14 protein-coding genes are annotated in these 12,014 nt (G+C 34.6%); 4 read left to right on the top strand and 10 right to left on the bottom strand.

Annotated features, from left to right (window positions below; all coding sequences use genetic code 11):
* Nucleotides 1-180: 180 nt before the first annotated feature.
* Nucleotides 181-342 carry a hypothetical protein gene (locus QO182_RS14310; RefSeq protein ID WP_371538051.1) on the top strand — a complete coding sequence of 54 codons (162 nt, stop codon included), beginning with the start codon at nucleotides 181-183 and terminating at the stop codon, nucleotides 340-342.
* Nucleotides 343-402: 60 nt separating this feature from the next.
* Entirely contained in the window at nucleotides 403-876 is a 474-nt protein-coding gene (locus QO182_RS14305) for a hypothetical protein (RefSeq protein WP_371538049.1), read from the top strand.
* 107 nt (nucleotides 877-983) lie between these two features.
* Here the strand turns inward: QO182_RS14305 and dprA are convergent, their stop codons facing one another.
* Entirely contained in the window at nucleotides 984-2,084 is a 1,101-nt protein-coding gene (gene dprA, locus QO182_RS14300; RefSeq protein WP_371538046.1) for a DNA-processing protein DprA, read from the bottom strand.
* A 103-nt stretch (nucleotides 2,085-2,187) separates the two neighbouring features.
* Here dprA and QO182_RS14295 point away from each other — a divergent pair, with 103 nt between their 5' ends.
* Nucleotides 2,188-3,123 (top strand): SPOR domain-containing protein, encoded by a 936-nt coding sequence (locus tag QO182_RS14295; RefSeq protein ID WP_371562290.1) that lies wholly within the window; start codon nucleotides 2,188-2,190, stop codon nucleotides 3,121-3,123.
* 468 nt (nucleotides 3,124-3,591) lie between these two features.
* On the opposite strand, the gene QO182_RS14290 is transcribed toward QO182_RS14295, so the two are convergent.
* The 7 genes from QO182_RS14290 to QO182_RS14260 all read right to left on the bottom strand — a co-directional run bounded on the left by QO182_RS14290 (nucleotide 3,592) and on the right by QO182_RS14260 (nucleotide 9,172).
* Nucleotides 3,592-3,900: an EthD family reductase gene (locus tag QO182_RS14290; protein WP_371538041.1), complete on the bottom strand. Its 309-nt coding sequence runs from the start codon at nucleotides 3,898-3,900 to the stop codon at nucleotides 3,592-3,594.
* A 91-nt stretch (nucleotides 3,901-3,991) separates the two neighbouring features.
* Complete coding sequence (locus QO182_RS14285) at nucleotides 3,992-4,660, bottom strand: hypothetical protein (RefSeq protein ID WP_371562289.1); 669 nt, start codon at nucleotides 4,658-4,660, stop codon at nucleotides 3,992-3,994.
* A 201-nt stretch (nucleotides 4,661-4,861) separates the two neighbouring features.
* Nucleotides 4,862-5,170, bottom strand: coding sequence for an EthD family reductase (locus QO182_RS14280; protein WP_371538037.1), 309 nt, complete (start codon nucleotides 5,168-5,170; stop codon nucleotides 4,862-4,864).
* Between the two features lie 202 nt (nucleotides 5,171-5,372).
* A complete protein-coding gene (gene gap, locus QO182_RS14275) occupies nucleotides 5,373-6,365 on the bottom strand; it encodes a type I glyceraldehyde-3-phosphate dehydrogenase (RefSeq protein ID WP_371538035.1) in 993 nt (330 codons plus the stop codon).
* 81 nt (nucleotides 6,366-6,446) lie between these two features.
* Nucleotides 6,447-7,181, bottom strand: a complete 735-nt coding sequence (locus tag QO182_RS14270) for an SDR family oxidoreductase (protein WP_371562287.1) — start codon at nucleotides 7,179-7,181, stop codon at nucleotides 6,447-6,449.
* Nucleotides 7,182-7,985: 804 nt separating this feature from the next.
* A complete protein-coding gene (locus QO182_RS14265; protein ID WP_371538030.1) occupies nucleotides 7,986-8,534 on the bottom strand; it encodes a carboxymuconolactone decarboxylase family protein in 549 nt (182 codons plus the stop codon).
* Nucleotides 8,535-8,608: 74 nt separating this feature from the next.
* Nucleotides 8,609-9,172: a TetR/AcrR family transcriptional regulator gene (locus QO182_RS14260; RefSeq protein ID WP_371562285.1), complete on the bottom strand. Its 564-nt coding sequence runs from the start codon at nucleotides 9,170-9,172 to the stop codon at nucleotides 8,609-8,611.
* Nucleotides 9,173-9,352: 180 nt separating this feature from the next.
* Here QO182_RS14260 and QO182_RS14255 point away from each other — a divergent pair, with 180 nt between their 5' ends.
* A complete protein-coding gene (locus QO182_RS14255; protein WP_371538024.1) occupies nucleotides 9,353-9,985 on the top strand; it encodes an SDR family oxidoreductase in 633 nt (210 codons plus the stop codon).
* A gap of 218 nt (nucleotides 9,986-10,203) precedes the next feature.
* On the opposite strand, the gene QO182_RS14250 is transcribed toward QO182_RS14255, so the two are convergent.
* Entirely contained in the window at nucleotides 10,204-11,418 is a 1,215-nt protein-coding gene (locus tag QO182_RS14250; protein WP_371538022.1) for a multidrug effflux MFS transporter, read from the bottom strand.
* Between the two features lie 121 nt (nucleotides 11,419-11,539).
* Complete coding sequence (locus QO182_RS14245; protein ID WP_371538019.1) at nucleotides 11,540-11,944, bottom strand: OsmC family protein; 405 nt, start codon at nucleotides 11,942-11,944, stop codon at nucleotides 11,540-11,542.
* Between the last annotated feature and the right edge of the window lie 70 nt (nucleotides 11,945-12,014).

Here is a 12,014-nt window from a genome sequence, read left to right as displayed (position 1 = left end):
GACTTAAATGTCCTTTCTTTTGAAAAAATTATCCTATCTTTTTTCCTGAGAGTTGCATTAATTAATTGAATCTAGTATATTAAAAAAAGACATAAAACAGATACCCTTTCAATTGCCATTTTAAAAAAAACAAAGCTACAAAGTAGCAGGAGATTACATGAAGAACAAGATAACTACTTTATGAAAAAAATTGAAGAGTACGAAAGAAAAACCAATACAAAAGTTCCAAAATCAATGCCCATATCGCGCACTCATAAATACTTTAAGATTTATATCTTTGAAAAAGTAAATGCTAATAAAGTAATTAGGCGCGAAGTGGAATGGCAGTATGCCACTTTTTAAAACCTGCAGTTTGTTTTACAGAAACGGAGTTTTATGATGCCCTTCAAATTGTAATTAATTATGAAAAATGTATTTTATATATTATTCCTTGTGGCAACTACTTTTGTAAATGCTCAAACAAAGGCTAGTGATTTCTTTAGATTCTATAAAGGGGAAGATAAGTATTTAAAACCCATTAAATATGTTTTTTTTGACTCTACTGTTAGTAATGCAGTGAAAAAAAAAGTTAAGCACGAAATCTATTTTTATATAAAAGGAGAGACATTTGTTTATAAAAAAAATCACAAAGCTGACACTTGTTCAGTAGACCTTTTACAAAAAATAAAACTGGATAACCCTGCCGATTTACAGCAGAATGCCTTTCACTATTTTAAAAATAAAAAAGAAGAAGTTAAAAGGAAATCAAATAACAGAACATCTATTATATTTCCTGTAGCTGGTTTTAATAAATACTTTAAAGTTTATGTTTTAGAAAAAATAAAGAACGATAAATTACTAAAGTATGAAGTAGACTGGGAGTATTCTAATTTTTAAAGGGCACGAATTAGACTTTGAAGTTATCTAGTTAAAAAAATTAAACCGCAGATTCGCAGATTTAAAAAAATTAAAAATCTGCGAATCTGCGGTTTATTTACTTTAGTTTATATCGCCTCAAACAATTTTCCCGGCAACGGCCGTACCACACCTTTCAGTTCCATATTTAGCAACATTCCTGAAATTTTATAAATGGGAAAATCACAACGCAGGGCAATGATATCCATTAGTTCTTTTCCCGTTTTTAAAAGAAAATCATACACTTTTTGTTCATCGTCCTCGAGAGTCACAAACAATTGTTTTTGTACGGGTTTTGTTTCTTTTTGAATGTCCCAATTCAGTATATAAACCAAATCAGCTGCGCTAGTGAGCACATTTGCTTTTTGCGTTTTTATAAGGTTGTTACAGCCTGCGCTGTATTTATCAGTTACACGACCCGGAACAGCAAAAACATCGCGGTTGTAATCGTTGGCCATGTTAGCCGTAATCAAGGAACCGCCTCGATCAGCAGATTCTATAACGATGGTCGCCTCAGACATTCCCGCTACGATCCGGTTTCTTCTTACGAAATTTTCCTTTTCGGGATTCGAGGAACTCCAGAACTCGGTCATGAAACCTCCATTCTCTTCGACTTTAGCGACATATTTTTTATGGGTTTTGGGATAGATTTGATTCAAACCGTGCGCCACTACGCCTATCGTTTGTAAATTGTTTTCCATCGCCAATTGATGCGCGACAATATCAACGCCATATGCAAAACCACTTACGATGATAGGATCCAGCGGAGCCAAATCCTCAATCAGCTTCCGGCAAAACTCCGTTCCGTAGGAAGTGATTTGGCGCGTGCCCACAATACTGATTATTTTTCGGTTTTTTAAATCGATATTTCCAGAGGTGAACAATAAAAGTGGTCCGTCGATGCAATGTTTCAAACGATCGGGATAATTGTCGCCTTGAAAATGCGCCACATTGATCGCGTTCGTTCGTATGAACTCCAGCTCTGCATTTGCTTTGTCAAAAACAGTTTGATTCTTTAGATTTTTAAGTAAAATCGAACCCACACCATCAATGGCAGCAAGTTGCGTGGCTTTAGTTTTAAAAACTGCCTCGGCAGAACCACAATGAGTGAGCAGCTTTTTGGCCATAATATCACCTACACCCTCCACTCTTTGTAATGCCAAAAGATAAAATAAATCTTGTTCTGTCATGCTAATTATTTGTAGTTGAAATGTATAAAAAAATTGCGCTGATTGTTAATAAAAATTGTGAATAAAATTTTGATAACTATTTTCATTGTATAACTTTGTCGATATGAACATCGAACCTTACATCGCGCAGCTTTTATATCGTTATCAATGTGTTACCGTTCCTGGATTCGGTGCATTTTTGACTGAAATCCAATCAGCCAAGTGGGTTGAAAGCGCAAATTCATTTTTTCCTCCAAAAAAAATGATTTCTTTCAATGCCAATCTGAAAAATAACGATGGCCTTTTAGCCAATCATATTGCTCAATCAGAGAAAACCTCTTATGATTATGCAGTAAGTGCTATTCAGTACGAAGTATTGACTTGGAAAAAAGCATTGGAAGCAAATGGAAGCTTTTCGATAAAAAATGTTGGAGACATCAGCCTTAACGCAGACAATAACATTGTTTTTAAACCTTTAGATCAAACTAATTATTTGACGAGCTCTTTCGGTTTAAGCGCCTTTGTTTCTCCAGCTGTAAAAAGAGAAATTTTTGAACAAAAAATAGAAGCAATTGAAGAAAACGCTGTTATCACTTTAGATACTGAAGAAAGAAGCGGTCGTTCTTATTTAAAATATGCCGCCATTTTTGTTTTAGGATTAGGATTAACTGCGAGTGTGGGTTATACCGCATATCAAAATCAAATTGCTACCGAAACTGTACTAGTTGAAACAGCCGTTCAAAAACAAGTAAACAATAAAATTCAAGAAGCTACTTTCTTTATAAAAAGCCCAATGCCAGCGGTAACCCTTTCTATAAAAGAAAGTAAGATGTCGTATCATATTATGGCAGGCGCTTTTAGAGAGGAAGCAAATGCAGATAAAATATTCAAACGTCTTTCTGACCAAGGATACAAAGCCAGACGCATCGGTATTAATAAATATGGCCTTTACCCTGTCCTTTATGGTAGTTATGCCACATTTGCCGAAGCAGATAAAGCCAAGAAAGAAATTCAGAAAAACGACAATCCAGAAGCTTGGCTTTTGATTGAGTCCCTATAATATAAAAACCAGTATGGTTTAGACTACCCCCAAAAAGCATTACGCTATTTGGGGGTGTTTTTTTAGGAGCTTTTTCCAGCTATTCGCTATATCTCTTGTGGCTCCCGATAAAAATCGGGATGCCACAAGAGGATGCCGCTACTATCTGGGCTATTGCCATTCATTTTCAAAAAGAAATAAAGTGTAGAAATTAGTTAAAGAAATAACACCCGAACCCAAAAGATTTCAAAATATAGCTATCAACACTTAGAAATAGTAGCAGGGAAAGAAAAAGAACAAGGCTTGATTGATCTATAAACATCCAGAGTTGTCATTTTCATGCGTTTTAATGGCTTAATTCTATATTAAGGACTACAAGCGTAATTTAATTCAAAGACGACAATAAAAACGTTCTATTTAGACATGAAAAAAGCGACTTAAGAAAGATTCCTAAGTCGCTTTTGCATTTATTTGAGTTAAACTAGATCATTAAACAATCTCACTAATTTGAAGTTCTCCTTCTACATTAGTGTAATTAGGTACATCAGCTGCAAATTTTGCTGCATGAGGCCCAAAAGAGGATTGAAATGATTCAACAGAATCAAATTTTAAATCTACTATGGCAAAATAAGGCGCTAATGCCCCAGGAACCCTACCTCCTATTCCTACAGTGAATTCCATTCCTTTTAAGGCATCTCCTAAAGCTTCCTTAATCATAGGAAGGTGTGAGTTTTTGTAATAATCTACATCAAATTTTGTGTCGGTACCGTTTGGGTACATTACGCTTACTTTTATCATTATATTTTTATATTTTTAGTTATTAATTTTAGATTTTACTGAACTTTTTTCTTCCGTTGTCTCCTTCATTAGCACGGTTAAATGGGATCAGTTATTTACTTATAACACCATTGTCTAAAAATTCTTTGTCACTAAGTCCATTCTCATTGACTGTCCCTTTTGGCAACATATTTAGAACCATTGAGTTCACTATTCTACTTTTGCTTAAATCTGGTTTTACGATTACTGCCTTATGGAACACACCTAAGGTTTCTGGAGCGGACTTTGGGTTGCTGTTATTGATTAAAACAATTGTATAAGTATCGCTTTGAACTAAGTTTACTTTAGTGGCATAAGGCGCTAGTTTTGACTCTTCGTCTTTAAATATTGGCGTGAATTTTTTAAGATAATCCTTTGTTGCAGCCTTGCTTTCATTCGCATATTTATGATAATCTGCTATGTGCAACTCACTTTCTATTTCACTTGGTTCGTATCCCAACATCAAAAGAGATTGATCAGCTGCATTATCTACGTGAAAAGGGGTATTGACTTGCTGGTCAAAACGTACAAGCCAATGATAGCTTAATTCTTTGTCATATTTAACAGCAGTGAACTTTGCTAACTCTTCCTTAAGACCCACCATAATCGCCCTAAATTGGTAGGGCGTTAAATTTTTCCCGAAATCAAGATGAATAAAGCCAACCTCATTTGTATTTGTTCTAAATACGTTTTTGATACATTGCTGCGTTATCTTTTTTATGTTGATATCCTGTATTACCATGCTGATTAAATTAGTTTTGTTTTTAAAAACCTTCTCTAAGACTGTTATTAAATTTACTATTATCCCATCTCAACTTTTTCCAAGATTCATCTGTTAAAGGGCGATTCCAAGTATCTTCTTAATGTTTTCGATTCGTTAGTAATAAGATACCGTCACGATTTTCATACCAAAACTTCATCGGTCTTTAATAAGCCAGTATATTTATAAAAGCTCACTAATTTGAACTTGTGGCTGAACATTCGTAAAATTTGGAAGATCGGCCATAATCTTTTCAGCATTGGCTCCAAAAGACTGTTCAAACGACTCCATAGATTCAAAAACCATGTTCGCAATTACGACATAAGGCGCTGTTGTATCAGGAGCACCACCAGCAATTCCCATATTTACATCAGACGAAATTATAGCATCACCCAGCAAATCTGTAAGTAATTGCCCGTGTTTATTTACGTAATATTCTTTATCAAATTTTAAATCCGGTGTGTTAGGGTATAGTACGGTTAATTTTATCATTGCTTCTATTTTTAATATTTAATTTCTTTTTAATATTCTATTTTGAAATATCCATTTTACTCAAAGATTAGTATCAGTTCCGTTACATCTTTCCTGTACTAAAGCAAGCTTTCATTCTGTTGAATATCGCATTTCTGTTCTTTTTATTTAGAAGATAAAAGGAAACCCATAAAGGCTGCACTTATCTTCTCAAGATGCCAATTTATAGTTCTGCTAAAATTTGACGTATCATTTGATTGGTAAATCCCCATTCGTTATCATACCAAGTCATTACTTTTAATAGATCTCCATCAACAACCCTTGTCATACTCAAATCAACTGTTGAGGCGTAAGGGTTTTTAACGATATCTGACGACACTAGAGGTTCCGTAGTCGTTGATAATACGTTATTGTATCTTTCTGTGGCAGCTTCTTCTTCAAAAATTGCATTTATTTCTTCAACCGTTACAGGACGTTCCGTTACAAAAGTTAAATCTGAAATAGAACCTACAGGAATAGGAACACGCAAAGCAACTCCATCAAATTTACCTTTAAACTCAGGCAATACCTTTGTTGTAGCGATAGCAGCTCCTGTTGATGTTGGCACTATATTATTAGCTCCTGAACGTCCCATTCTAAAGTTCTTTTTAGAAGGCGCATCAACTATTGCTTGTGAAGCTGTGTAGGCATGAATTGTTGTCATTATAGCTTTTTTAATCCCAATTCTACGCCCAAGGACTTCAACTATGGGGCTAATATTATTTGTGGTACAACTTGCACAAGAAAAGACATCGGTTTTTCCATCTGCAGAATTGACGCCGTGAACTACGCTTGGTATATCTTCGCTTTTTGTAGGCGCAGATATTATTACAGATTTGGCCCCGGCTTTAATATGTCTTTTGGCATCCTCACTTGCTGTAAAAAAACCTGTGCTTTCAATTACTACATCAATATTGTTTTCTTTCCAAGGTAATTCTTCTGGATTACCAACTGAATTATATTGAATTTTTTTACCATCTATAATAAGATTATTATCATCAAACGTTACTTCCTTTTCATAAACCCCATAAACAGAATCATATTTAATTAGGTATGCAATGTTTTCTGCAGAAACGATATCATTTACTGCTACTAATTCCAAATTTGGTGTGTCTAATATTACTTTGAGTGCGGCTCTTCCTATTCGCCCCATCCCATTAATTGCTATTTTTTTCATTTTTTTGGATTTAATTAAATTAAATTTCAAATATTCTTCAGAAGAAGTTTCAAAGTGAAACCCCTTCCTTGTTTTAATTTATTATTCAGAGAAATCTACCATTATAACATTATCAGAGAAACTTTGATAAGCTGCTTCAATTTGCTTTGCCATTTCGTCTGGAAATAAGTGAAAATCACCTGCTTCAAGTGCATTAATAATTCCTTCAGAAACGACTGTAGTATCGGCAGGATTTTCAAAACCTGCGGCAACTGCCATAGCTGTTGCGACTGGACCCGGGTGAACACTTAGTACAGTAACCCCTTTTGGTCCTAATTCTGTTCTTAATGCTTGTGTTAATGAATATGACGCCGCTTTTGAGGCAGAGTAGGTAGAAAGGTGGGGAAAGTTTTTAATCGACGCTATGGAGTTCATTTGAACTAAAGCTCCTTTATTTGCTTCTAATGTTTTAGCAAAAGCATTAGCCACACGTAGTAAACCAAAAGCGTTTACTTCTAATTGAAAAGCAAAATCTTTTTCAATATCTTCACCAAGGACTGATTGAGGAGTCCCTACACCTGCGTTGTTTACGACAATATCCACATCAGTTGTTTGCTGCGCTAATGCTTGGATTGATGCCGTATCAGATACATCTGCCTGAACGGTAATTACTTTATCCCCAAATTTTTCTTCTAAATCCTTAGTTGAATTTACATCACGAACGGCCAAATATACCTTTTTAGCTCCGTGATTTATTAACGATTCTACTATCGTTTTACCAATTCCTCTGTTTGCACCTGTTACTAAAGCGACTTTGTTTTGTACTGAATAACTCATAATTTTATTATTTAAATATTTTAATTATTTATTTTGTGGTTTCCTATCCCACCGACATTCTTACTATTTGTAAATTAACGTATTAAACTCTATGTAAAGCTGTTACAATCAAATTTACCTATTATAAATTGACGAATGAGTGTTTTTATGTTTTCTTTAGGATAATTCATAAAAACTGATAATTTGTTAGGTACTAAGATTCAGTCAACGTCTTTGTGTTCCTCAAACCTCATAGAGCCATTTATAAAAGCTGATATTAGGCGGTAATTACCCCGAATCGTATAAGCAACTGCTTCGATTAAATAACTCCTTTCCTACACCTAAAATATATTGGTTATTTTCTATTCCGGCACAATGATTAAGTATTCCAATTTCTTGGTTGTTTAATTCTTTAATAAAATCAAAATTGATTTTATTAAAGATAAATCGACGGAAAAGGTTTGTCGCTTTATATCATATTTAGCATGAATTTCCTGAGCACTTTAACTCCGTTTTTCTTTGCTTCTACTAAAATACATGTTAGGCTAATTCTAGCAGAAATGCTCTTCAGATCTCCGAAAATCCTGCGGTTACTAAAGCACGATTCCCGCGCTTTGCTTTTAAACTTTGCCTCTTTAAATGTTTATAAAAACAAGTCAAAAACCCTATTTTATATACTGAACATTCCTGTTTGCACGGTCCCGCAGCCCGAGCTGAGTGGAGCTCTTTTTTGTGCAGCGTAGCGGAACAAAAAAAGCGGGAACGGAGGGCGGATAAGCTGCCCAAATAAATAAAATAGTGTTTGTGACTTGACTGCAATTCTAATTATTTAGACCAAGCATATTTTTTGAAAGCCGCATCTACTGGTGTATTTGCAATATGATTAGTATAGTTACTGATTACTTTTTGAGACACACCAAGAATGATTTCCAAAACTTGTTGCTCACCATAACCTGCTGCGTAAAATGCCTCCAATTCTTCTTGAGAAACATGACCACGGTTACGAACGATAATCAAGGTCATAGTACGTAAAGATTCTAATTTAGGGTTAGCCAATAGTGTTTCATTACGTAAAGCTTCAGTAACCGCTTCATCTACTTTCATCATTGCTGCAATACCGGTATGAGCTGGTACACAGTAATGACAAGCATGCTCTACGTTGATAGTTTGCCACACTACTGTTAATTCTTCTTCATTGAAAGAAGTGTTTACGAATAATTCGTGTATGTCTTGGTAGGCTTTAAGTAAACCGGGAGCTCCTGCTAAAACACCGTGAAGTCCTGGAATCATTCCATATGCTTTTTGAGATCCTTCTAATAATGTTTTGCTTGCTTCTGGAGCTGATTCGATGTTGTGTACTTTTAATGTCGTCATAATGTGATTTTTAATTGTATTATTTATAATTATTTTAATTCTAAGCATATGCTTAGTTTTGAAACAAAAAAAAGCTAGATGCTTTTGAACGTAAGCTCAATATAATCTTCTATTTCTTGTTTATCGTTGACTCTTGATGCTGCTGCAAGTCCGTGTTTTGACAGTAGCAAATAATTGGCTTGCTTCAACACCGTTTGTTCGTCTTTGCTTTTATCGGTTTGAATTTTTTCTATAAATAGTTGTTTGATACCATCCATAAATTCTACCATTTGTGTATAAATCATTTGGTCTTCTGCTTCTGCAAACTCGTTGTAGGTATTCGTTAGGAAACATCCTTTATAATTACCTATCTCGATTGGAATTTGAACTGAATCATAGAAAAATTCTTTGATATCGTCGATTCCGTTTGTACCGTTTTTAAACTTTTCGAACATGCAGTTTACTTTGCTTTTATAGCATTTTAAACTTTCTAAAAACAACCCTTGCTTGCTACCAAAGCTAGCGTAAATCGAAAACTGATTGATTCCCATTTCTTTCTCCAACATACGAACCGAGGTGTTTTCGTATCCATTGCGCCAGAACAAAGACATTGCTTTTTCTAGAACTTCTTGTTCGTTATATTGTTTACTTCTTGCCATTGTTTGTTTTATTCTGATGCAAAACTAAGCAACTGCTTTGAAATAAAAAAATTATTTAGAAAATTTTAACTTACCTATATCACGAATTCCATTTCTTAAAGAATGTTAAAAAGTAATAAACTGAAGTTAAAGACTTCTCTCATTGACCTTAGCTGCAAGAATTTTTTGTAACTTTAGAATATGGAAAATATATTAGTAGCCGGTGCTAATGGCGCCACAGGAAAAAAAATAGTAGACATTTTAAATAAATCTCAAAATTATAACCCTATTGCAATGGTTAGAAAAGAGGACCAACAAGCCTATTTCAAAGACCAGAATATTCAAACTGTTTTGGGCGATTTAGAAGCTGATGTTACGTCTGTTTTTACTAATCCAATTGACCGAGTAATATTTGCGGCCGGTTCAGCGGGTAAAAATGTGATAGGAGTCGATCAAGAAGGCGCTAAAAAATTAATTGATGCCTCTAAAAAGGCAAATATCAAGAAATTTGTAATGTTGAGTTCTATGGGAGCAGACAAACCTGAAGAAGCAACTCAGCTGCAAGACTATTTGAAAGCAAAACACAATGCAGATGAATATTTAAAAAATAGTGGCTTAAGCTATAGCATTGTCAGACCAGGAACTTTAACGAATGACTCGCAGTTAGAAATGATTGAACTGCAGCAAAAGTTAAACAAACATGGTGAAATAAGTAGAGCCGATGTTGCGCAAACATTAGTACAAAGCTTAGAAGACAAAACGGCTGCAAATGCCACTTTCGAAATTATAAAAGGAGATACTTCAATCCAGAAAGCTTTGGATCAAATTAGTTAAAACAATATTTATTACGCAGTTTAGATTTATAAGAGAGTACCATTATTGATTCAAAATAAAAAACCGAAAGGACTTTATACACTAAAGATCTTTCGGTTTTTTTTTACATGTTGTATTAAGCGGGTACGACATTATAACAACTTATTTGAATTTACTTTTCACATGACTTATTGCTATTTCAACCCTCTACCCTCCTATCTTCGTAATTACATTTTGTTTTAAAGATTCACATTTCTTCGTTTCTCGTCTATTTTTAAATAAATAAGCAAACTAACCGCCAAAGCAGAACATATTGAAAAACCAACAAACAATGGTAATGCTGTTTCTTTAATGAAACGGCCAATAAAGATACTGATAGGAACAGCCATAATTGTGGAAATAAAACCAGTAACCGCTGCGGCAATCCCCGCAATGTGTCCTACAGGTTCCATGGCCATGGCACGTATATTTCCAAAAAGAAAACCAATGCTAAAAAATTGTAATGCAAAAAACAGCAACAAAATGCGCACATCAGGATTTGGCGTATTATAAAATAAAGCAACATAAGTTGCTGAAACTACAAAGAAAGAAACCAGGGCTACGGTAATTAATTTTTCCATTCCGTATTTTAAAACTAGTACGCCATTTGAAAAAACAGCCGCACCTATTGCTATTGCCAATCCGGCGAATATGTATGGGAACTCTTCTTCAAGATTGTACTGATTCTGAAATATTTGCTGGGAACTACTTAGGTAAACCATGAATGATCCAGTAACAAACCCCGAGATAACAGTAAAACCAATCGTTTTCTTGAATTTCAGTAATTCTTTAAACTCCCCTATAAATCCTTTTTTTGAAAAAACCTTCCTGTTTTCATTAGATAAAGTCTCTGGTTGTCGTTTCCAAAACCAGAAGGAAACAACCAAGCTAATAATCACTTGAATATAAAAAATGCCATGCCAATTATAATAATCAAGAACAAACTTACCCAAAGCTGGAGCAACCACAGGAACGAGAATAAAAACTACGGTCACAAATGACATGATGCGCGCCATATAATCGCCGCTGTACATATCACGAATAATCGCAATACTTATGGTTCTGGGCGCAGATAAACCTACTCCTTGCAGAATCCTGCCTAGAACCATCACCTCTAAACTTGTGGCGTTTACACAAATAAAACTGGCCCCAATAAATAAGCCAAAACCCATATAAACTATTGGTTTTCTCCCAAAACTATCTGAAAGTGGACCCCAAATTAAAGGCCCAAATCCAAGTCCAAGAAAGATCATTGTGATGAGTAATTGGTTATCAACAACATTTGTAGTACCAATTGTTATCCCAATAATTTCTAGTGCTGGCAATAAAGCATCGATTGCTAAAGCCACCACCGACATTAATGAAGCCATCAGTGCGACAAACTCAAATTGAGAGGTCCTAATATTTTTTTGCATCCTGCAAAAATAAGGTTTTGAATTGGTTTCTGCGTTGCTTTACAGAAATCTAAGAATAATAGATTATGAATTTTTAGTTACAGCGTTTCGTTTAAAAACCTAATTTAGAACTGCTTATCTCTTAATTCGTTATTTTTTTTATTGTTCCACTTACAGCGCAACAAGCCTTAACCGTGTTGAATATCGTTCCAAATTTTTCTATATTCTTATGAAGTAAATCAATATTTAAGCTATCGTCTTGACTGTAAACGATCAATTCATATTGTATTTCATCCATTCTTGGCGGTTTTTCAAGTCGCACGGCATTTACCGTTAATTCAGCGCTTGAATATTCAAAATTCATCATAACAGAAAAACGAGCTACATTTTTCAGAATGCAAGCTGAAAAAGATCCCAAAAACAACTCTGCTGGATTGGGCAAACTAGATTCTGTATCAGGAGAAACCCCAAAACTAACCTCAGATTCTTTGATATGTACCCCTGCGTCTTTATTTGAGGAGATACTTGCTTTGACAGAATAATTCATAAAGTGATTGGTTTTAGTATTTAGTAATGTATTTTATAAATGCAGTAATTTAATTTTATGAGGACTATGC

This window comes from Flavobacterium sp. Arc2 (assembly GCF_041431385.1).
Lineage (GTDB): Bacteria > Bacteroidota > Bacteroidia > Flavobacteriales > Flavobacteriaceae > Flavobacterium.
The sequence above is the reverse complement of the archived record's forward strand: the minus strand, read 5'-3'. Positions and strand labels throughout refer to the sequence as shown.

Coding starts and splice junctions, on each gene's coding strand:
- QO182_RS14310 (WP_371538051.1), top strand. CDS start 181: ATGAAAAAAATTGAAGAGTACGAAAGAAAAACCAATACAAAAGTTCCA.
- QO182_RS14250 (WP_371538022.1), bottom strand. CDS start 11,418: ATGCAAAAAAATATTAGGACCTCTCAATTTGAGTTTGTCGCACTGATG.
- QO182_RS14285 (WP_371562289.1), bottom strand. CDS start 4,660: ATGGTAATACAGGATATCAACATAAAAAAGATAACGCAGCAATGTATC.
- QO182_RS14260 (WP_371562285.1), bottom strand. CDS start 9,172: ATGGCAAGAAGTAAACAATATAACGAACAAGAAGTTCTAGAAAAAGCA.
- QO182_RS14295 (WP_371562290.1), top strand. CDS start 2,188: ATGAACATCGAACCTTACATCGCGCAGCTTTTATATCGTTATCAATGT.
- QO182_RS14265 (WP_371538030.1), bottom strand. CDS start 8,534: ATGACGACATTAAAAGTACACAACATCGAATCAGCTCCAGAAGCAAGC.
- QO182_RS14245 (WP_371538019.1), bottom strand. CDS start 11,944: ATGAATTATTCTGTCAAAGCAAGTATCTCCTCAAATAAAGACGCAGGG.
- gap (WP_371538035.1), bottom strand. CDS start 6,365: ATGAAAAAAATAGCAATTAATGGGATGGGGCGAATAGGAAGAGCCGCA.
- QO182_RS14270 (WP_371562287.1), bottom strand. CDS start 7,181: ATGAGTTATTCAGTACAAAACAAAGTCGCTTTAGTAACAGGTGCAAAC.
- QO182_RS14305 (WP_371538049.1), top strand. CDS start 403: ATGAAAAATGTATTTTATATATTATTCCTTGTGGCAACTACTTTTGTA.
- QO182_RS14255 (WP_371538024.1), top strand. CDS start 9,353: ATGGAAAATATATTAGTAGCCGGTGCTAATGGCGCCACAGGAAAAAAA.
- dprA (WP_371538046.1), bottom strand. CDS start 2,084: ATGACAGAACAAGATTTATTTTATCTTTTGGCATTACAAAGAGTGGAG.
- QO182_RS14280 (WP_371538037.1), bottom strand. CDS start 5,170: ATGATAAAATTAACCGTACTATACCCTAACACACCGGATTTAAAATTT.
- QO182_RS14290 (WP_371538041.1), bottom strand. CDS start 3,900: ATGATAAAAGTAAGCGTAATGTACCCAAACGGTACCGACACAAAATTT.